The sequence below is a fragment of the Nonomuraea muscovyensis genome (assembly GCF_014207745.1).
Lineage (GTDB): Bacteria > Actinomycetota > Actinomycetes > Streptosporangiales > Streptosporangiaceae > Nonomuraea > Nonomuraea muscovyensis.
Genome location: NZ_JACHJB010000001.1, coordinates 1,497,119 through 1,517,668, shown reverse-complemented (window position 1 = coordinate 1,517,668; position 20,550 = coordinate 1,497,119). Strand labels below are relative to the sequence as shown.

Below are 20,550 nucleotides of genomic sequence, written 5' to 3'. Positions count from 1 at the left end.
TCCTACCGTTCTCGCCATGACATCCGAATCTCCGATCATCCTTGTCGCCGGCGCCACCGGAAACGTCGGTCGCCCCCTCGTCGAGCAGCTCCTCACGGCGGGCCACCGGGTCCGCGCACTCACCCGCGACCCCGCGAAGGCGAACCTCCCCGCGGGCGCCGAAGCCGTCGCCGGCAACCTGTCTGACACCTCGTCGCTGGCCGCCGCCTTCACCGGTGTCGGTGCCGCGCACCTGATCAGCTTCAACGGGGAGGACTTCTCGCCCCTCACGAACGGGCCGGAGATCGTCGCCCTGGCCCGAAAGGCCGGCGTACGCAAGGTGACGATCCTCAAGGGCGACGTGGGCAAGAGCCCGCTGGAGGAGGCGGTGGAGGCCGGTGGGCTGGGGTGGACCCACCTCGCACCGGTCGAGTTCATGTCCAACGCCCTGGAGTGGGCCGAGTCCGTACGAACCGAGGGAGTCGTGCGGGAGGCGTTCCCGGAGGCCAAGAGCGCCATGATCCACGATGCGGACATCGCGGCGGTCGCCGCGGCGGCGCTCACCGGCGACGGCCACGCGGGCCAGGAGTACTGGCTCACCGGGCCCGAGGCCCTGACTCCGGCCGAGAAGGTCAGCACGATCGCCGAGGTCCTCGGCCGCGAAGTGCGTTACGTGCCGCTTGGCACGGACGAGGTTGTCGAGCAGTGGCGCCGGGAGGGTTACTCGGAGGAGGACGTCGCGTTCTTCCTGGCGATGCGGACCGACCCGCCGATCCCCGGCGACACCATCCTGCCGACCGTCGAGCAGGTCACCGGCAGGCCCGCCCGCACGTTCGCGCAGTGGGTACGCGAGAACGCGGCGGCCTTCGGCGGCTGACCGCCCCTGCTCGCCGGCCCACCAGAACCGGCGAGCACCGGCCCCGGCCCGTGGCCCGACCTGAGCCTGCTCCGCCGGCCGGGGCTCAGGTCGGCCTACAGCCAGCCCGCGTACGGCTGGTCCCGCGTGGGGCTGGTTCCGCGTGGTTCCGCGTGGTCCCGTGTGGGGCTGGTTCCGCGTGGTCCCGTGTGGGGCTGGTCCCGTGTGGTTCCGCGTACGGCTGGTTCCGTGCGGGGCTGGTTCCGTGCGGTCCCCCGTGGGGCTGGTCCCGTGCGGTCCCGTGTGGGGTTGGTTCCGCGTGGGGTTGGCTCCGTGCGGGGCTGGTCCCGTGTACGGCTGGTCCCGTGTACGGTGTGTCGCTCGTAGGTGGGTCGACTCGGGCAGGCCGGTCCGCAGGTGGCGTGTAATCAGGCGGGCGGGTCAGGTGGCCTGGGCGCTCAGGTCAGGCTGTGGAAGAACGCTCGCACGTCCTCGGCGAACAGCTCCGGCTCCTCCAGGGCGAAGAAGTGACCGCCGGTCTCCTGCTGCGACCAGTGCACGATGGCGTGGTCCCGTTCCGCGTACGGCCGGATGGCGTACTCGTGCGACGCGGCGAGTAGCACGCCCGTCGGCACCGTGCCGCGCGGCTTCGGCATCCACGCCGCCGGGTCGTTGGACTGCTCGTAGTACACCTGGGCCGAGGAGCCGGCCGTCCGGGTCAGCCAGTAGAGGGTGACGTTCGCCAGGAACCGGTCCCGGTCGACGGGCCCGCCGGCCCACCGGTGGAAGATCTCGGCGATCCAGGCGAGCAGCCCGGCGGGGGAGTCGGTCAGGCCGTAGGCGAGCGTCTGCGGCGAGCGCGACTGGATGGCGACGTACCCGGCGGTCGCCTCGTCGAGTTCCTCGATCCGCCGTCGCTCCACGTCCGACAGCCGGGCGTCTTCCTCCTCGTCGCCCGCCGGGAACGACAGGACAGCGCTGAGGTGGACGCCGGCGACGCGTTCGGCGTCCAGGTGGCCTATCTCCGGCGCGACGAACGCCCCGGTGTCGCCGCCCTGGACCCCGTACCGCTCGTACCCCAGCAGTGCCATCAGCTGGACGAACGCGCCGGCGATGCGCGCGGCCGTCCAGCCTGACTCCGCCAGCGGGGCGGAGAACGTGAAGCCCGGGATCGACGGGATCACCAGGTGGAAGTCCTTGCGCAGCGGCTCGATCACGTCCAGGAACTCCAGGAACGAGCCGGGCCAGCCATGCAGCAGCATCAGTGGCAGGGCGTCCGGGTCGTCGGAGCGGATGTGCGCGAAGTGGATCCGCTGGCCGTCGATGACGGCGGTGAACTGGGGCAGTTCGTTGAGCCGCCGCTCCTGCGCCCGCCAGTCGAAGCCCGAGCCCCAGTAGTCGGCCAGCTCCTTGACATGTGCCAGCGGCGTGCCGCGGTCCCAGCCGACGCCCGGCAACTCGGCCGGCCAGCGGGTGGCGCTCAGCCGGGCGCGCAGGTCGTCCAGCTCGGACTGCGGTACGTCGACGCGGAAGGGAACGGGGGTGTTGTCCTGTGCCATGCCTTCGACCCTAGGAAGGTTCGCGGTCAACCTCCGTCCGCGATCCGCTCCGCCGAGCCCTTCTTTCCAGGACCGCACCGGAAACCTCCACCGGCGCCTGTCCGCGTACTGCTGGTGAGCCGGTGCACGGGGGCGGAGTCGGCCTCCGTGGCCCTCCTGCTTGGTGCTACCGAAATCGTCGGTAGTGCTTCGGGCCTCAGCCCGGGGTGAAGCCGACCCTCCCGCATAGCGGGACAAAAGCAGCCGATTCGTGTGAAGTGCCGGTGGGCCCTGAAACGGCGGAGGGGATGGAAAAGCGTTTGCGTGAGAGTGGTGTGGGCGGCTTGGGTCGCGGTGTGACTGCTCTCGATGACCTCGTACGTCCCGCCCGGTATCCGCGTTCGTCCGCCTATGACCCGGCCTGGTTGCTCCGGCTGGACATGGGGCCTCATCCCCTGTGGTTGCTGGAGAACCTGGTGGGGGATCTCGAACTGCGGCCGGGGATGCGGGTGCTGGACCTCGGATCGGGAAAGGGTGCCACGTCGGTCTTCCTGGCTCGGGAGTTCGGGGTGCGGGTCGTCGCGGCGGACTGGTGGGTGGACGCGGGAGAGGCGGCGGCCGTCTTCGCCGAGGCAGGGGTCGGCGGGCAGGTGGAGGCCGTGCGGGCGGAGGCGCACACGCTGCCGTTCGAGGAGGAGAGTTTCGATGCGATCGTGAGCATTGACGCCTTCGAGTATTTCGGTACGGCTGACGGCTATCTGCCGTATCTGGTGAGGTTTCTGCGGCCGGGTGGGCAGCTCGGGATGGCGACGCCCGGGATGACGCGGGAGGTGCGGGACATGGGGGCGATCCCCCCGCACATCAAGAAAGTCGTCGGCTGGGAGGCCATCGCCTGGCACACCGCGCCGTGGTGGCGTTTCCAGTGGGAGATCACGGAACTGGTGACGGTCACCTCGGCGCGGCTGCAGGAGGACGGCTGGCACGACTGGCTGCTGTGGGCCCGGGCGTGTGCCGAGGTCGCGCCGGACGGGCCCGGACCGCACCAGCCGGTGATCGACATGCTGACCGAGGACGACGGCGAGTTTCTCAGCTTCGCCCTCGTGACCGCGAGGAAGCTCTGACCTGCCGCCCGGCAGTCTGCGCTGACGGCCGGTTGAGCCTGTGCCGATGACGGCAGGGCCTGTGCCGATGGCCGCTGGGCTTGTGGCGATGGACGGCGGAGTCAGCAGTTGGTCGGTGCCGGCGGGAGGGAGCGGTCGGTGACGTAGCGGTTGATGTGGGCGCGGGCGCAGGTGTTGGTGCCGTAGAGGGTGTGGCCGGGACCTTCGTGACGGATGACGGCGCTGCCTGGCACCTGCTGGACCACCCGTTGGACGGCGTCGGACTCGCCCCAGGCGCCTGCGCCGAGCAGCGGGGGCAGGCCCTTGGGCAGCGGGGCGGGTGGGTTGGTCACGGGCACCGGCCAGCCGATGCAGCCGAGTGTGCCCGTCGCCAGGGTGTTGGCGGTGCCGGCGTCGGGTGCGGCCCTGCGGAGGCGGGCGATCGTCGCCTCCAGCTCGGAGCGGTCGGCCGGGCGCGGCCAGTCGGTGCACTCGGTGACGCCCGTCGCCTGGTCGGGATAGCGCAGGCCGCGGTCGGGGACGAAGCCTGAGGCGTCGCCGGCGGCCGCCTCGCGGATGTCGGCGGCGAGCTCCGGCCACGCCTTGACGCCCTGCCGGGCGGCGCCGATGGCGAACGCCTGCAGGTCGCGACCGGTGTAGGCGATGCCCGCCCGCCTGGCCGGGACGGGGTCGCGCTCGGCTCGGGCGACCAGGCGGCGCCACTGGCCACGGGCACCGCGGCACTTGCCGTCACCGGCGCACCAGTCGAAGAACCGATCGAGGGCCTCCTGGTTGCTCCTGGCCATCGCCACCAGCTCACCGGAGAAGTCGGCGGCACTGTGGCTCCAGGTGCCGTCGAGCACCATCGTGCGCACCTGGCCGGGGAAGAGGCGGGCGTAGGCCTGGCCGTAGAAGCCCGCGTAGGAGGCGCCGTAGTAGTTGAGCTTGGCGTCGCCGAGCGCCTTGCGGATGGCCTCCATGTCGCGGGCGTGGTCGGCCGAGCTCATGTGGGCGAACAGCTCGGGGTCCTTGGCGCGGCAGGCCTCGGCGTAGCCGCGGTTGGTGTCGGACAGCCGGCCGAAGCCGGCGTCGTCGGTGGGGAAGGCGGGCAGCGGGAGGCGGGTCCAGGTGCAGGGCAGGCCGGTGCTGAGGCCGCCGAACTGCTCGCCGTAGCCGCGGGTGTCCCACGTGACGATGTCCATGCGCCGCCTGAGGTCGGTCCACCAGCCGTGCGCCGCCGACCGGGTGAGGGCGAGGCCGGGGCCGCCGGGGCCGCCGTAGGCGACCAGGAGGGAGCCCTCGGAGGCGCCGGTGGCCCGGAGCCGTCCCAGCTTCAGGGTGATCTCACGGCCGCCGGGCTGCTTCCAGTCGACCGGGACCCGCAGGTCGGCGCACTCCATGCCGACCTTGTCGTCGGGGCACGGGCGCCAGTCGAGCGCGGCGGCTCGGTGCGTGGAAGCGGCGGAGCGGGCAGCGGACGTGCTGGTGAGGGCGGCGGGTGTGGCGGGGAAGGTGGTGGTGCGGGCTCGGGAGGCGGGCGTGGTGGTGAGGGCCGCGCGGGCCGGAAGGCGCTGCGCCGGGGTGGCCGACGTGCTGCCGAGGGGCACGCCGGTGCGCGCGCTCGGGAGGGGCGCGCCCGTGACCGGGCTCAAGACGGGCGAGCCCGCCCCGAGCAGGGCCAGCGCGACGGTGATCGAGGTGAGCATGCCGGTAACGATCCCCGAAGCATGGCCCCGGCCGCGTCGGACCGTGGTCTGGTTCTGCGGGAGCCGAATCAGACCACGGGATGTCATCCCGCCCCTCGGCGCAGCGCGAGTCGAGCCCGGCCGGCACCTCGATCAGGTCGGTGACCTGCACGCGGGTGTGGCCGGTGATGTTCCGGCCGTCGATGCGCACGGGCGGCGCCCTCCGGCAGACGACGCCGTCGTCAGGCTGTCGACGGCGTCGGCGCGCGGCCGCTCGTACGTGGGCAGCAGGCGCGGATGAACCAGCCGAACATCCCGTGGAACTGCCGCCGCGCCTCCACCGCCACGGTGTCGAACACGATCGAGGACCTGCCGGAGCCGGACACTCCCGTGAACACGGTGATGTCGTTCCTGGGGATCTCCAGCGGCACGTCCTTGAGGAGTCGCACGCGCGCGCCGACGACGCGGACGCTGCCGTTCGCCCTTCCACCGAAGAGGGAGGGTGAACGGGACGTCATCAGCCCAGCGACCTCTTGAGGAAGTCGACCTGGAGCAGCAACAGGTTCTCCGCCACGACCTCCTGCGGCGTCATGTGGGTGACACCGGACAAGGGGAGGACGCTGTGCTGGCGGCCGGCCGCGAGAAGCGCGGACGACAGGCGGAGCGTGTGGGCGGCGACGACGTTGTCGTCGGCCAGCCCGTGGATCAGCAGCAGTGGGCGCTCGAGCTTGGCGGCGTCGCCGAAAAGCGAGGATTTGTCGTACACGTCCGGCTGTTCGGTGGGATGCCCCAGATAACGCTCGGTGTAGGCGGTGTCGTACAGCCGCCAGTCGGTCACCGGAGCACCCGCGACCGCGGCGTGGAACACGTCCGGCCTGCGCAGCACCGCCAGCGCCGCCAGGAACCCGCCGAACGACCAGCCGCGGATGGCCACCCGGGTCAGGTCGAGGTCGTCGGGATACTGCTCGGCCACACCCTGCAGGGCGTCGATCTGGTCCTCCAGCGCGGGCGTCGCGAGGTCGTTGAGCACGGCCCGCTCGAAGGCCGGGCCGCGACCGGGAGTGCCGCGGCCGTCGGCCACGACGACGGCGAACCCCTGCTCGGCGAACCACTGGCTCTCCAGGTAGCCGCCGCGCCGGTTGAGCACCCGCTGCGCGTGCGGCCCGCCGTACGGGTCCATGAGGACGGGCAGCCGGCCCGAACCGGGCTCGTACCAGGTGGGCAGCACCACGGCGGTGGCCAGCTCGCGCCGGCCGGAACGGCCGAGCGAGACCCGCAGGTCGAGGCCGGGACGCTCGGCCCGCGACGGGATCGGGATCGCCATGCCGTCGCGGCGCACCACGGTCGTCGAGACCCCCTCGGCGTCGAGGCTCTGCTCGGTGAGGACGCCGACCCCACCCGCCATCCGCCCCGAGAACACCCCCGAACGGGTCGAGACGGGCAGCAGCGAGTGGCCGTCCCACGTCCACAACTGGATCTCGGTCGGGTCGCCGCTGGCGCTGAACAGGACACTGTCGTGGTCGACGTCGAGCACCGCCCGCACCTGCAGGGTGGGCGGCGTGACCGCGCGGTCGCCGACGAACAACCGGCTGCCGCCCTCGGCGCCCGCCACCCACACCAGCGAGCCGTCGTCCAGGTGGGCCGGAACGCCCGGGACCACGTCCACCCAGGCCGGGTCGGTCTCCTCGCGCACCGGCGTGGCCGCGCCCGTCGCAGGGTCCACCGCGAACAGCCGCAGTGTCTTCTGGTCGCGCGGCATGGTCACGATCGACAGCGCGTGGGAGTCCCAGGCGGCCGTCGTCAGGTACTCGTCGTCGTACGGCACCGCCACCCGCGACCCGTCGAGGCCCAGCACGAACAGCTCGGTGAGGGCGTTGGGCGTGCCGGCCGCGGGATAGCGCTGGGCCACGGCCGGCCGGTCGGGGTTGGCCGGGTCGGCGATGTGCCAGACCTGCACCGGCGCCTCGTCCACCCGTTCGACCAGCAGCGCGTCGCCGGCCGGCGACCACCAGTGGCCGCGCATCCGGTCGAGCTCCTCGGACGCGATGAACTCCGCCAGCCCGTAGGTGACCGTCGGCGATTCGGGCGCCGCCAGCGCGCGGTCCTCTCCCGACGCGAGGTCCTGCACGCGCAGCGCCCCCTCGGAGACGTACGCGACATGCCGCCCGTCGGGCGACAGCCGCGGGTCGATCACCGCGCCCGGGACGTCGAGCCGCCGGGTCCGCCCGCTCGCCAGGTCGGTCACGTAGAGGCCGCCCGACAGGGCGAACACGGCCGTGGTCACCGCGGCGTCGGTGCTGTAGGCGACGACGCCGCCCGCCTGCTCGCGGCTGCGCTCGCGCCTGGCCCGCTCCTCGGGCGGCAGCTCGTCGCCGTCGGCGTCGAGCGCCCGGGGGTCGACCACGAGACGCTCGACGTGGGTCTCGGTGTCGAGCTCCCAAAGGCAGGTGACCGGGTCGGTGCCGGACCCGGTGCGCAGGAACATCACCCTGCCGCCGTCAGGAGAGATCGTGAACCCCCGGGGAACCCCGAGGGTGAACCGGCGGGTCCGGGCCGACAGGCGCGGGAAGCTCTCACTCATGGGCCCAATCCTGCCAGGATCCAGCGGCGGGCTACGCTCTGAGTCATGACCGATCGACGGCTGTTGCTCGTGCACGCCCATCCCGACGACGAGTCGATCGGCACCGGCGCGACCATGGCCAAGTACGCCGCCGAGGGCGCCCACGTCACGCTCGTGACCTGCACGCTCGGCGAGGAGGGGGAGGTCATCCCCGAGCGGCTGGCCCACCTGGCCGCCGACCGCCACGACGTCCTCGGCCCGCACCGCGTCGCCGAGCTGGCCGCCGCCTGCCGGGCGCTGGGCGTGGAGGACCACCGGTTCCTCGGCGGGCAGGGCCGCTGGCGCGACTCGGGCATGATGGGCGCCGCCACCAACCACCGCCCGGACGCCTTCTGGCAGGCGGATCTGGACGAGGCGGCGGGAGAGCTAATCAAGGTCATCCGCGAGGTGCGGCCCCAGGTGCTCGTCACGTACGACGCCAACGGCTTCTACGGCCACCCCGACCACATCAAGGCGCACCGGGTGTCGGGGCGGGCGTTCCGGCTGGCCGCCGACCCGGCGTTCGGCGAGGGCGAGCCGTGGCAGATCGCCAAGCTCTACCACACGGCCGTGCCGAGGTCGGTGCTGCGGCGCAGCGAGGAGGCGCTGCGGTCGGCCGGCACCGGGTTCGTCGTGGAGAGCGTCGACGACGTGCCGTTCGGCAGCCCCGACGAGGACATCACCACCGAGATCGACGCCCGGCCCTGGGTGCGGGCCAAGCTCGACGCCATGCGCGCCCACGCCACGCAGATCACCGTGCGCGAGCCGTGGTTCGCGCTGTCCAACGACATCGGCCAGGAGGCGCTCGGCGTGGAGCACTACATCCTGGCCAGCGGGGTTCCCGGCCCGGTCGCGCCGGGGGCGCCCGTCGAGGCGGGCGGCCTGGGGGAGCCGCACAAGCGCGAGAGCGATCTGTTCGCCGGCATCCACTAATCTCGTTCGCCATGGAAGACCCCTCGCTTTCGGGCGTCTCGCCTTCGGGCGTCGAGCGGCGCGGCCGGGGCGCGTCGGCGCTGGGTGGGGCCGCCTACGGCATGCTCTTCATGCTGGGGGTGGTCATGGGGATCGTGGGCGGGTTCACGCAGGCGGCGTGGCAACTCGGGCCCGTTCCCGCCTCGGCGGTCGCCTGGGTGCTCGCGCTGTTCGGCGTGTGCCTGGGGGCGGGCAGGATGATGAGGGCGAAGTCCGGGGCGGTGGCGGCGGCCGCCGGCTGGCTGCTGGTGTCGATGCCGTTCTCGCTGGAGCTCTCCCAGGGCGACCTGGTGATCGCGAGCGGCACCGCCGGCTACGTCTACCTCTACGGCGGGATGGTCGCGCTGGTCGCGGCCTTCCTCATGGCGCCGTCGGCTCCGTCCAGCGGATCATGGCTCCTTCACGGGCAACTGCCGCGGAACCCGACGTAGAGTACTTTCCGTGCACCATGGTTCCGTAAAGCGGCACGTGGACGGGCGGGCTTACCGCAAAGTCGTCGGAAAGTTCGCCACCGGAGTGGTCATCGTCACGACCAGGCTCGACGGCGTCGACCACGCCATGACGGTCAACTCCTTCACCTCGGTGTCGCTCGATCCGCTGCTGGTGCTGTTCTGTGCGGAGAAGCTGGCGCGGTTCCACGCCGCCGTGCTGGAGACGGGCGTGTGGGGCGTGTCGGTGCTGCCGGCGTCGATGGAGGACACTTCGCGGTTCTTCGCCCACCGGGGCAGGCCCCTGGAGGGGCAGCTCACGTCCTGGCCGCACCACCGGTCACCGGCGGGGGTGGCGCTGTTCGACGGGGCCCTCGCGACGCTGGAGGCGACCACGTCGGCGGTCCACGACGGCGGCGACCACTCGATCGTCGTCGGCGCCGTCACCGCCCTCGGCACCCCGTCCGACGGGCCTCCCCTCCTGTACTACGACAGCTCGTACGGGTCTTTCTGACCATCTGCCTGTTACGGCCTGCCTGTTACGGCACAGCCGGGTGGGCCGCCACCCGCCGCACGTGGCCGAGGGCCTCCAGGAGAACGGCCGCTGACCCGCACGGGGCCGGCCGCCGTGACGTGCGCCCTCTGGGCCGTCGCCGGGGTCCCCAGGGCACCACAGAGCCTCCAGAAGGCACCCGCGCACCCCCGCCCCCCACCAAGGGCGCCACGAGGCCCTCACAGGCGGGCACCGGCCGCCCCGCAGGGACATGTCCTCCAGCGATGACGTGTCCCGGCTGGTGGTTGTCGTGTTCGGGCGGGGAATGGTGGTCGTGTCCGGGCCCGGCGGGGTCCCGTCGCCGGGCCCGGACACGCGTCACTGCTGGGCCGGCGGCTGCGGGGTCGGGCCGGGCTCGGTGGTGTCGGTCGGGGCCGGGGGCGCCGGCGAGTCCGTGGGCGGGACGTCCTCCGAGGGCGGCGGGCAGGCCGGTACCTCTGAGGGGGTCGGCGTCGTGGAGTCCGTCGGCGTCGCGTCCGGGGGAGCGGTGCCGGTGGGAGCGGTGCCGGTCGGAGTGGTGCCGGTCGGAGTGGTGCCCGAGGGAGTCGTGCCGGTCGGAGTGACAGCCGGCGGCGTCGTGTCCGTCGGGGTGGTGCCCATGGGGGTCGTGCCCGCGGGCGTGGTGCTCGGGGGCGTCTGGCTCGGGGGTGCATGGCCCAGGGGCGCCTGGCCCGGAGGCTGGTCGGCGGTCGTGAGCGGCGGGGTCGTCGAGGTGGCCGGCGTGGGGGCGGACGGGATGGCGGCCGCGGCGTCTGAGGGGTCGGGGGCGGGCGGTGTCGTCGGTTGGCAGGTGAAGGTCACCGTGGCGGTCGCCGTGACCGTCTCGGCGGGGGCGGCCGGTGGGGTCACGGTGACCGTGGCCTCGTGCGTCACCGTCGCGGTGACGGTGGCCGCGGCGGCCGGAGCCGGGGTCGCGGTGACGGTGACCGTCGGGGCGGTGGCCGTGGGGCTGGTCTTGGGGGTGGCCGTCACCGTGCGGGTCGGCCACGGCAGGACCTTGGCGGTGACCTTGGGCTTGCCGCGCGCCTTGTAGGTGCCCTTGCCGAGCTTCTTGGTGGTCTGGCCCGCGCCCGTGGTGACGGGGATCTGGGCGGTGGCCGTCTTGCAGGACGTGCCCTTGCACACCCGTTGCCTGACGGTGAAGCGCGCCGCGCCGTCGTAGGCGATGGAGACGTTGAGGTGCGAGACGCCGTTCTTCTTGACGACCCTCGCCTTGGCGGTGTACTTCCCGAGCTTGGGGGTCGGTGTCGGACTCGGGGTGGGAGTGCCGGTCTTCACCACCACCACCCGGAGAGGGGGGTCGGTCATGCCTAAGGGATCTGCCGTCGACGTCTGGGTGATCGCGACTCCGCCGGCGCCGGCCAGGGCCATGGCGCCGATGAGCGCGCCCAGAGTGGTGAGTCTCATAATCCTGCTCTTTTTGGAGATTTCAGGACGACGATCATTATTCCGACTTGTCAAGATTGGTCAAGGCTGAGACGCATGAACAGCCGGTACCGGTTCCGGAAGGCGGCGAACTACCTCAACCTCGCCACGCCTCTGGGCCTGCTGATCTCCATGGCCGGCGGCGCCACCAGGCGGCCGGGGCCCGACGGTCTCGTGCTCGCCTACGGCTACCGTTACCGCTTCCCCGTCGCGGGGGCCTTCACCGTCGGGAACGTGGTGCTCACCAGGGCCGACACCCTCGACGAGCGACTCATCCGGCACGAGTCGAGGCACGCCACCCAGTGGGCCTGGTGCGCCGGTCTGCCCATGCTGCCGCTCTACCTGCTGTCCATGCTGGTGTCGGTGCTGCTCTGCGGGCACCAGGCCTCCTACAACGTCTTCGAACGCCTGGCGGGGCTCGACGACGGCGGCTACCCGCGCGCGCCCCTGCGGTGGCGAAGGCGCAGGTAGCCGGGCCTGTGCGTGACTGATCCGTCACACAGGGCAGAGGAGCGGTCATGACGCACAAGACTCTCCCCGAGCCCCAATGGCCCCGTGACTTCAAGGACCGGCTCACCGCTCCCCTCCCCGAGTTTCGCGAACTGTTCAACGTCACCTGGTATGGGGGTCTGCGCTCCGGCATCGGGGACGCCGACCAGATCCCGGTGCGGCGCAGCGGCGGGCTGCCGCGCCCGCCCGCCGGCGAGACGATGGCGACCTGGGTCGGCCACTCCACGTTCGTGCTGCAGGTGGACGGCTTGACGATCCTGACGGACCCCGTCTGGTCGCGGCGCATCCCCGGCGTGCGGCCCCGCCTGACACCGCCCGGCGTGGCCTGGAGCGATCTGCCGCGGATCGACGCCGTCGTGATCAGCCACAACCACTACGACCACCTGGACGCCCCCACGATCCGCAGGCTGCCCCGGGACACCCCCGTGCTCGTGCCCGCGCGGCTGAAGCCGTGGTTCGCCCGGCGCGGCTTCACCGAGGTCATCGAACTCGACTGGTGGGAGTCGGCCTCGGTCGGCGGCGTCACCTTCGACTTCGTGCCGGCGCACCACTGGAGCAAGCGAACCCCCTGGGACACCTGCAAGACCCTCTGGGGTGGCTGGGTGATCGGCCGCTCGGTCTACTTCGCGGGCGACACCGGCTACGGCGCGCGGCTGGCCGAGATCGGCGAACGTTTCCCCGGACTGGATCTGTCGCTCATGCCGGTCGGCGGCTACGAGCCGCACTGGTTCACCAAGGCGGCGCACGTCAACCCCGCCGAGGCCGTCCGCGGCCACCTGGACGTGGGGGCCCGGCGGATGGCCACCATGCACTGGGGGACCTTCGTGCTGTCGGGCGAGCCGCTGCTCACCCCCGTACGGCAGGCCCGCGAGGAGTGGGCGGCCAGGGGACTGCCCCGGGAGGACCTGTGGGACCTGGCGGTCGGCGAGTCGAGGTCGTTCGTGCCCGGCGGGGAGCACGCCACGGCCGGACGGCCGCCCGTGGTCGTACGTCCGCGACCCCGGGCTGAGCCGCCGGCTCAGGGGCGCAGGCGCAGGGTGTGGACGGCGGCGTCCTTGACCGACTCCGGCTTGGAGCGCATGGGCAGCAGCTCGCCGTCGGCCCACAGCGCCGCCTGGTCCCAGTAGTTGGCGTGGAACGCGTGGCCGGAGGCCCCCGTCAGGTTGATCCAGCCGGACTTGTCCAGATCGCCCAGGTCCACGACCATCCGCATCGACGGCACCGCCGTGACCTCGTACCCCTTCTGCACGTTCCAGCCGGTCGCGTTGACCGCGTCCTTCCCGCCGGGCACGGCCAGCGGCCCGCGGTTGAACAGCGCCTCGATCGGCCCGATGCCCGAGGTGCCGAGCGTGGCGTGGGTGAGCGTGAGCCGGTGCAGGTCGCCCCAGCGCCAGCCGCCGGGCTCGTCGCCGAGCAGTTCGGACAGTTCCTGGTAGGCGTCGGCCATCGCCTGGCGCAGGATGTCGTCACGCGTCTCGGTGCGGTTCCTGGTGGTGACGTCGTCCCAGAACGGGTCGGCAGGCTGGTCGAGCAACCGCCTGACCACCTCGTACCACCGGTCGCCGCCGGTCGCCCGGGCCTCCGTCGGCAGGTCGTCGTCGAAGGCCCGCTTGAGCAGGTGGCGCCAGACCGCGTTGAAGTAGGCCGCCGGGGCCGAATCGGCGTCCTGCGTGCCGTCCCAGCCCTTCAGCAGGTCCCTGGCCCGAACGCTCGGGCCCGCCAGCGTGACCTTCATGAGCGCGGGCACCAACGTCTCCGCCAGGCCGTTGTGCGTGTCCTGCTGGACGCCGCCCATCACCGCCGCGTCGACCTTGTCCTTGTCGATCTCCTGCCGCAGCCGCTCGACGATGCGCTGCGACCGGTAGCCGTACGACCAGTCCTTCGTCAGCAGCGGCGGATAGCGCCTGGGATCGATCACGGCGTTGTTGGCCGTGACGATGAAGCCGTCGGCGGGGTTCGCCACGGAGGGGAGCTGGTCGTAGGGGATGGGGGCGGTGTTCCACTCGTACTCGCCCGTCCAGCCGGGCACCGGCCAGGCGCCGTCGCCCTTCTCGCGGATGGGGACGCGGCCGGGCGCCTGGTAGCCGATGTTGCCCTCGGTGTCGGCGTAGACGAGGTTCTGCGCGGGCACCTCGAACAGCGCGGCGGCGGCCCTGAACTCGTGCCAGTCCGTGGCCCCGTTCATCGCGAAGATCGCGTCGGCGGTCCTGCCCGGCATCAGCGCTGTCCACTGCAGGGCCACGGCGTCGGCGCCGTCACCGGGCCGGACGCCGCCCAGCACCTCGTTGATCAGCGGGCCGTGCCGGGTGCTCCTGACCTTGAGCGTGACGGTGCCGCCGCCCGCCACCTTGATCTTCTCCTCCCGGGTCTCCAGCTTGACCTGCTCGCCCTTGTACAGGTACGTCTCGCCCGAGACCTGCTCCATGAAGAGGTCGGCCACGTCGGGTCCGAGGTTGGTGAAGCCCCAGGCGATCTTGTCGGTGTGCCCGATGACGACGCCGGGGACGCCGGCGAAGGTGAACCCCGTCACGTCGTACGAGCACCGGTCGCTCATCTTGCGGCAGTGCAGCCCCGCCTGGTACCAGACGGCAGGCATCGAGGCCGACAGGTGGGGGTCGTTGGCCAGCAGCGGCTTGCCGCTCTTGGTGTGCTCGCCGGAGACGACCCACGAGTTGGACCCGACGCCGGCGCGGTCGGCGGTGCTCATGGTGCCGGGCAGGGCGTCGAGAGTCCTGGCCGCCTGGGCCAGCGCCACGGCGCCGCCCGGCTCCAGCCGCCGCGCCCGGTGGTCCGTCCGTACGGCGGCGCCGGTCAGCCCGCCGGCCGGCGGGTTCGGCTGCCGGACGTCCTGCCGCCGCGGCCCCGTGGCGCCCTGCCGGGCGGCCGGGGTGTCCTGCCGGGACAGTCGTCCCGTGTCCGGCCGGCCCCGGTCCTGCTCGGGCCGCACCCCCTGCTGCTTGGGCACGGCCCGCTGGTCGAACCGGTCCCGCGCGATCGTCCCCTGGGTGACGATCGGGGGGTGCCGGTCGTAGGGATATTCGGGGTAGAGCTGATCGACCCGCTCGCGGGGCAGCTTGGCGGCGATGAGCGCGCGGTCGATCTCGTCCTCCACGTTGGAGCGAAGGTCCCACGCCATGGCCTTGAGCCAGGCGACGGAGTCGAGCGCGGTCCACGGCTCGGGCGTGTAGCCGCCGTTCTGGACCTTGAGCACGGAGTATTCGAGGCTGCGGTCGGAGGCGTCGGGGTTGGCCTGCAGCCAGGCGTTCACACCTTTGGCGTAGGAGTCGAGGTAGCGGCGGGTGCGCTCGGACAGCTCGGGCAGCTCCTGCTCGGCCACCCGGCGCCAGCCCATGGTCCTGATGGCCTTGTCGTTGTCGAGCGTCGCCTTGCCGAACAGCTCGGACAGCCGTCCGGCGGTGACGTGGCGCCGGAAGTCCATCTCCCAGAACCGGTCCTGGGCGTGCGCGAACCCCTGGGCCATGAACAGGTCCTCGGCCGTGTCCGCGTAGATGTGTGGGATCCCCGACTTATCCCGATAAATCTCCACACTCCCGGTTAAGCCGGGCAGCCGGATGGCCCCGTCCACCTGCGGGAACGACTTGCGCACCGTATAGGCGACGACCCCGCCGAGGACCAGCGCGAGCGCGAGGAGAACGGTCAGCACCCGTGCCGGCCAGCGCAACGGCGACGGCATCCACGCGTACGGCCTCAACCTCACGAACACCCTCCCGTCTCCTGCGCCGGACCATAAGTCTGACAGCCCGCGATCACTGCTCCGGCCCTGTCCACGGGGCGCTCCCGGCCGGTCACACAGGGATCGTCGCCGGCGCGTGCGCCCGCCGTACGGGCGTGCCGGACGGCCTCCCTGTCACGGCACGGCCAAGTAGGCCGCCACCCGCCGCACGGGGCCGGGGACCTCCAGGAAGACGCCCGCTGACCGGCGCGGGGCCGGCCGCCGTCACGCCGCGCCGCCGGCCGTCCGAGCGGTGAAGCGGCGGCCCTGGAGGCGGGTCAGGGCAGGACGGTGCCGCGCCGGGGCGGGAGGGGGAAGGCGGGGGGTGGGACGCTCAGGGGGCCGGGGTCCGGCCGATCTCCATGGCCAGGTCGAGGGCGAGCACCTGGTCCAGGTGCAGGAACGACTCGAACTTCGCCCCCGCCGCCACCGAGTCGTCCCCTTCGAGATCGCGCAGCGCACCGAGGGCCGCCGGCGTGTCCAGGTCGTCGTCCAGGGCCTCCTCGACGCGCCGCACGTGGCCGGACGCCAGCGGCGCGCTGGGTGACTCGGCCCACCCGGCCACCCGCGCCCGCCAGCGCCGCACCGTGCCGTCGGCCTCCCGCAGCAGGTCCCACGTGAGACGCACCGGCTCCCGGTAGTGGTGCTCCAGGTACGCCAGGCGCACGGCGAGCGGATCCAGCCCAGCCTCCCTCACCTGCTCCGGCAGCAGCTCCGGCCCGTCGAACAGGACCGGCCCGCTCGTCAGCCGATGCCCCGCCCCGAGCAGGGGCCCGTCGTGGTGCGAACACGCGTCCCCGTCCGCCACCAGGATGTCCACCCGCGCGCCGAGCAGCCGCCGTGCCACGGCCTGACACCGCACGTCGGGCGCGGGCACGCCGCGTCCCCAGGGCGAGTCCCACGCCGGCCCGCCACTGGTGGCCGCCCACAACACCCGGCCGGCGTCCCCGCCGTCCGCCCCGCCACCGGGAGACGCCGAAGGGCCCGCGCCACCGTCGGCAGGCGCGGAGCCGGTGCCGAGGAGGACCGAGCCGCCCGCCGTCACGTGCGCCTCGCCCCGCTCGACCAGCCCGGCGATCAGCTCGACCGCCGCCTCGACCGCCTCGCCCGCCAGGGGCTCGTGCTCCGGGGGCCGCAGGTTCAGCGCGCCCGCGGCACGCCGGAAGGCCCCCAAGGCCGCCGGATCGCCGTCGAGGAGCGGACCCCGGCAGGCCAGCACCCGTACCCGCCGGCTCTCCAGAAGCCTGCGGACCACGTCGGACAGCACGTGGGGGCGCAGGTCGCCGAGGTGCGCCGGCCGAGGGCCGGCGACGGGGCCGCAGGTGTGCATCCGCACGGCCCTGCCGGGCGCGAGCTCGCCGGACCGGCCGGTCAGCGCGTCGTGGATCCGCAACATCCTCCGAGCCTAACCAGCCACCCGCCGCCCAACCGTCCGGGCGCCGGCCGCGGGCGGCTCAACCGCCGAGGAAGCCCAGGATGTCGCGGTCGCCGCGGTCGCGCAGCCTGGCCAGCACCTCGTCGCGCGTGACCGTGTCGGGCAGCCCGATGCGGGCCCCGATCAGCCGCAGCCCCTCCAGCTCGGAGTTCACCGGAGCGGTGTAGCCGATCAGGTAGAGGGCCCGGTTGAGCGGCGGCAGGGAGACGGGCGCAGCCGGCAGGTAGCGCGTCAGCAGCTCCCCGCCGTCGGACACCGTGAGGAACACGTGGTCGCCCTCGTTCGCCTTGAAGTCGGCCAGCACGTTCCGGATCGATCCCATGGTGGGCTGGTTGTGCCAGCTGATCACCACGTCGCCCGACGGGGTGGACGCCGTGAGCTGCCCGCCCGGCGCCATCCCGAGGTAGGCGGCGAACCCGGTCGGCAGCGGCGACCCCGACCCGCGCAGGTGCTCGGCGTTGACGTCGACCCGGTGCCACCACCGGCCGTCGCGGCTGCGGAAGCTGCGCCGCGTCTCCGAGACGTCCCTGCGCGGCTGGTACGGCTCGGCCTCCCCGCCGGGGGAGGTGCCCGCCACCCGGATCCACCCCCGCTGGGTCCGCTCGAACCCCGGCCCGCCCGCGTAGGCGCGCACCGAGCTCTCGCTGACGTCGTAGCGGGAGGTGAGGTTGGTCACGATCGTGCTGACGGACGCCTCGCCGCCGGCCCGCTCGATCTCCCTGGCGATCATCTCCCTGATGCCCAGGTACTCGTCGCCGCCCCACCGGGTCAGCCCGTACTTGTTGCGGTCCACCCGGCGGAACCGGTCGTCGGCCGTGAGCTGGTTGCGGATGCCGACGAGGCTGTAGTCCTCGCCGATGCGTTCCTGGATCTCCTCGGGTGCCAGCGGCTGCCCGGACACCAGGAGCACCGCCTCGGCCTTCTCGTTGATGCTGCGCGGCCACGGCACCACGTGCTGGTCGAGCACGTGGAGCTGCGGGACCGAGGTGATCCACCGCTCGGCCACGTCCTCGCGGACGCCGAGCTGACTGACCATGGCGACGGCCTCGGGGAGCGGCCGGGGGCCGTCGGTGAAGAGCTGGCGCGTCTTCTCCCGGAGTTCCTCGGCCCCGCCGGCGATCAGCCAGCCGTCGGCCTGCTCGTAGCCGGTCAGCAGCGTGCGCACGAACCTCCACACCGGGATGCCGAGCGACCGCACCTCCGTCCGGTGCCAGGGCACGGCCGCCGCCAGGTCGTCCGCCGGCGCGGCCGAGCCGAGCCGGCCGCGCAGCCAGGCGACGTGCGCGACGAGCGAGACCGCCTCGGGGCCGGCCAGCCAGTTGTCCACGTAGTCGCGCAGGTCGCGCTCGATCTGCCGGATCCGCTCCCGGGTCACCGAGAACCGCTGCGCCAGCTCGTCCAGCGTCGCGCGCCGCCCCGCGTAGAGGCGATCGCGGGCGATGGCCCGCTGCCGGTCGTCCAGCGCCGCGAACACGGCGTCGATCAGCTCGGGCAGCGGCCTGTCCGGACGTGCCGGCGTGGCGGGCACGTCGGGCGTGGGCTCCAGCAGCCGCTCGAACACTCCGCTGAACAGTTTCTGCACCACGTCCTTGCCCAGCATCTCCGGCGTCCGCTCGGACTCGGCGGGGTCGGAGAAACGCAGCAGCGGCAGGATGTCGCCGAGCAGCAGGTGACCCCAGCAGGCCACCGCGAGGTCGGCGAGGTGTCCCGCCACGGTCTGCGTGCCGACGATGGCACACGCGCGGTCGAGCGGGATCGCCTGCCACCAGGCATCCGGCAGCTGGGGCTCTTCCACGAGGGGCGCGACCTGACCCGGTGGGGTCCAGCGCATCGGTGGCGCTAGGTCGCTCAGGCTGAGGTTCATTGGAGTCCAACCGGCAATGGGATAGATATCCGCAGTTCAGACTATGTGATCAGAACGAAAGAAAGGGGCTTCCTCTTCCTGAATGGGATAGGTAGAGCAGGGAGCGGGCCCGGGTGCAGGCCACGTACAGCATGCCGCGTTCGCGTTGCAGGGCCCGCGCCCGGGCGCCGGGATCGCCCGGCGTCGGCTCGGGCACGACGCCCTCCGACACCCCGATGAGCGCCACCCGCTCGAACTCGAGCCCCTTGAGGTTCGCGAACGTCGACACCCGCACCTCCGCCTCGCCCAGCGCCTGGCGTGCGGCCCGCACCAGCCGCGGCGTGCGGGCGCCCACGGCGATCTCGGCGGCGGGCACCCCCTCGTCCAGCCAGGCCCGGACCGTGCTTGCCAGGCCGGCCAGCTCGGACTCCGGCGAGTCGTACCCCCGCACCACCGGCCGCTCGCCGTGCCGCGCCGATCGCAGCCCGTGCAGCTCGGAGGCGCCGCGGACCAGCCCGTCCACCGGGCCGCCGCCCCGCAGCCGCACGGCGAAGGACAGCACCTCGATCGGCAGCCGGTGCGACAGGCGCAGCGTGTGCTGCGCGACGGGGATGCCGAGCGCGCCGAGCGCCACCCGCGTGTCGGTGACGCGCTGGTGCGGGTCGCCCACCACGAACAGGTCGTCGTGCGCGTGCGGCGCCGCCGCCCGCAGCAGCCGCCACTGCGCCGGGCTGACGTCCTGCGCCTCGTCGACCACGATGTGCCGGTACGGCTTGCGTCCCGGGTCCACGTCGTCGAGCAGGTCGCCCGTCGCCCGCGACAGCAGCCGCAGCGCCTCGTCGGTCAGCTCGGCCAGCGTCCGGGCCCCGGGCCCGACCAGGGCGGGGCGGCGGCCCTCCTCGTGGGCCACGATCCGCAGCGCGAGCCGTTCGGGATTGTCCACCTCGACCCGCTTGCGGGTGGCTTCGTCGGGGATGAGCGTGTCGAGCCGGGCCGAGAGGTCGTCGCCCAGGCTCTGCGAGAACGTCACCAGCAGCACCGGCCCCCTGCCGTGCGCGGCCAGGTGGGCGGCCCGGTGCAGGGCGACGAGCGTCTTGCCGGTGCCCGCGCCGCCGACGACCAGCACCGGGTGCTCGTAGCGGGCGGCCCTGGCCAGCCGGTGCTGCGTGGGGGAGAGGAACGTGCACCACCGGGGTTTCCCCAGCACCCCGTCCAGCTCGACCTTGTCGGCGACGAACACCGCCCGGTCCGGGCTGCGCAACAGCGCCGTGTACAGGTCGTCGGTGTCGATCGGGCCCGGATCCTCGTCGGAGGCCCGGCAGGCCTCCAGCTCGCGCCAGGCCTCGTGCAGGGAGCCGCCGCGGGCCAGCACCGCCAGCGGGGCGTGCTGGGTGGCCGGCAGCAGGGGTTCGAGGGCCTCCAGGTCGGCCTCGGTGGTGATGAGCCGGACGAGCCGCAGCGCCCGCACGTCGATGCCCAGGGCCAGCAGGTCGCCGTCGCAGATCGGGTCGAACAGCCGCGAGGCGCCCGCGGACCGGCGCAGCGCGGGCTCGACGCGTTCGAGGGCCTCGGCGTCCCACTCCTCGACCACGCCGATCACGGGGTTGATCCCGAACCTGTGCCGGCGGGCGTGCGCCCAGGCCTGCGGATCGGGCAGCACCGTGCGCAGCCAGTAGACGTCGCGCTGGCGCACCACGACGCCGCGATGGCCACCGGTCAGTCGTAAGGTCGCGACCCGCGCGTCCCTGGCCCCCCGTACCCGCTCGGGATGGGGGGCGCCCGCCACGTGCAGCAGGAAGCGGCGCAGCGCGACCACGGCGTCCCTGCGCACCGGCGGGTCCAGTGCGCTGAGCTCCCCCGGAAACTCAGGGCCGATCGCGAGCCGCGGCACGGC

Annotated in this window: 16 protein-coding genes; 7 read left to right on the top strand and 9 right to left on the bottom strand. The window is 73.0% G+C overall.

Features of this window, described 5'->3' with window-relative positions; genetic code table 11:
- The first annotated feature begins 16 nt into the window (after nt 1-16).
- Complete coding sequence (locus FHU36_RS07145; RefSeq protein WP_185082966.1) at nt 17-856, top strand: NmrA family NAD(P)-binding protein; 840 nt, start codon at nt 17-19, stop codon at nt 854-856.
- A gap of 437 nt (nt 857-1,293) precedes the next feature.
- Here FHU36_RS07145 and FHU36_RS07140 read toward each other — a convergent pair whose 3' ends face one another.
- On the bottom strand, nt 1,294-2,394 hold the full coding sequence (locus FHU36_RS07140; RefSeq protein ID WP_185082965.1) for an epoxide hydrolase family protein: 1,101 nt from the start codon (nt 2,392-2,394) through the stop codon (nt 1,294-1,296).
- A gap of 335 nt (nt 2,395-2,729) precedes the next feature.
- On the opposite strand from FHU36_RS07140, the gene FHU36_RS07135 reads away from it, so the two are divergent.
- Entirely contained in the window at nt 2,730-3,494 is a 765-nt protein-coding gene (locus FHU36_RS07135) for an SAM-dependent methyltransferase (RefSeq protein ID WP_312891477.1), read from the top strand.
- 101 nt (nt 3,495-3,595) lie between these two features.
- Here FHU36_RS07135 and FHU36_RS07130 read toward each other — a convergent pair whose 3' ends face one another.
- From FHU36_RS07130 to FHU36_RS07120, 3 genes are all read right to left on the bottom strand, one after another.
- Nucleotides 3,596-5,179 carry an alpha/beta fold hydrolase gene (locus FHU36_RS07130; RefSeq protein ID WP_185082964.1) on the bottom strand — a complete coding sequence of 528 codons (1,584 nt, stop codon included), beginning with the start codon at nt 5,177-5,179 and terminating at the stop codon, nt 3,596-3,598.
- A gap of 221 nt (nt 5,180-5,400) precedes the next feature.
- Nucleotides 5,401-5,676, bottom strand: coding sequence for a P-loop NTPase family protein (locus FHU36_RS07125; protein ID WP_185082963.1), 276 nt, complete (start codon nt 5,674-5,676; stop codon nt 5,401-5,403).
- Nucleotides 5,676-7,739, bottom strand: a complete 2,064-nt coding sequence (locus FHU36_RS07120) for a S9 family peptidase (RefSeq protein ID WP_185082962.1) — start codon at nt 7,737-7,739, stop codon at nt 5,676-5,678. Before FHU36_RS07120 ends, FHU36_RS07125 begins: the two co-directional genes overlap by 1 nt.
- A 45-nt stretch (nt 7,740-7,784) precedes the next feature.
- Here FHU36_RS07120 and mshB point away from each other — a divergent pair, with 45 nt between their 5' ends.
- The 3 genes from mshB to FHU36_RS07105 are packed head-to-tail and all read left to right on the top strand — an operon-like array spanning nt 7,785 to nt 9,671.
- Nucleotides 7,785-8,690: an N-acetyl-1-D-myo-inositol-2-amino-2-deoxy-alpha-D-glucopyranoside deacetylase gene (gene mshB, locus FHU36_RS07115; protein ID WP_185082961.1), complete on the top strand. Its 906-nt coding sequence runs from the start codon at nt 7,785-7,787 to the stop codon at nt 8,688-8,690.
- 11 nt (nt 8,691-8,701) lie between these two features.
- A complete protein-coding gene (locus FHU36_RS07110) occupies nt 8,702-9,160 on the top strand; it encodes a DUF6113 family protein (RefSeq protein WP_185082960.1) in 459 nt (152 codons plus the stop codon).
- A 10-nt stretch (nt 9,161-9,170) separates the two neighbouring features.
- Complete coding sequence (locus tag FHU36_RS07105) at nt 9,171-9,671, top strand: flavin reductase family protein (RefSeq protein ID WP_312891476.1); 501 nt, start codon at nt 9,171-9,173, stop codon at nt 9,669-9,671.
- A 357-nt stretch (nt 9,672-10,028) separates the two neighbouring features.
- On the opposite strand, the gene FHU36_RS07100 is transcribed toward FHU36_RS07105, so the two are convergent.
- Entirely contained in the window at nt 10,029-11,117 is a 1,089-nt protein-coding gene (locus tag FHU36_RS07100) for a hypothetical protein (protein WP_185082959.1), read from the bottom strand.
- A 75-nt stretch (nt 11,118-11,192) separates the two neighbouring features.
- On the opposite strand from FHU36_RS07100, the gene FHU36_RS07095 reads away from it, so the two are divergent.
- Together FHU36_RS07095 and FHU36_RS07090 are read left to right on the top strand one after the other, a co-directional pair.
- Nucleotides 11,193-11,606: a hypothetical protein gene (locus tag FHU36_RS07095; RefSeq protein ID WP_185082958.1), complete on the top strand. Its 414-nt coding sequence runs from the start codon at nt 11,193-11,195 to the stop codon at nt 11,604-11,606.
- A gap of 47 nt (nt 11,607-11,653) precedes the next feature.
- Complete coding sequence (locus FHU36_RS07090) at nt 11,654-12,772, top strand: MBL fold metallo-hydrolase (RefSeq protein ID WP_185082957.1); 1,119 nt, start codon at nt 11,654-11,656, stop codon at nt 12,770-12,772.
- On the opposite strand, the gene FHU36_RS07085 is transcribed toward FHU36_RS07090, so the two are convergent.
- The 4 genes from FHU36_RS07085 to FHU36_RS07070 form a co-directional block, all read right to left on the bottom strand.
- Nucleotides 12,664-15,339: a penicillin acylase family protein gene (locus FHU36_RS07085; protein ID WP_185084666.1), complete on the bottom strand. Its 2,676-nt coding sequence runs from the start codon at nt 15,337-15,339 to the stop codon at nt 12,664-12,666. The two genes, FHU36_RS07090 and FHU36_RS07085, sit on opposite strands and share 109 nt — an antisense overlap.
- Before the next feature lie 373 nt (nt 15,340-15,712).
- Nucleotides 15,713-16,774 carry a cysteine--tRNA ligase gene (locus FHU36_RS07080; RefSeq protein WP_185082956.1) on the bottom strand — a complete coding sequence of 354 codons (1,062 nt, stop codon included), beginning with the start codon at nt 16,772-16,774 and terminating at the stop codon, nt 15,713-15,715.
- Nucleotides 16,775-16,832: 58 nt separating this feature from the next.
- Complete coding sequence (locus FHU36_RS07075) at nt 16,833-18,608, bottom strand: sigma factor-like helix-turn-helix DNA-binding protein (protein ID WP_312891475.1); 1,776 nt, start codon at nt 18,606-18,608, stop codon at nt 16,833-16,835.
- 118 nt (nt 18,609-18,726) lie between these two features.
- Nucleotides 18,727-20,547, bottom strand: a complete 1,821-nt coding sequence (locus FHU36_RS07070) for a UvrD-helicase domain-containing protein (protein ID WP_185082954.1) — start codon at nt 20,545-20,547, stop codon at nt 18,727-18,729.
- Between the last annotated feature and the right edge of the window lie 3 nt (nt 20,548-20,550).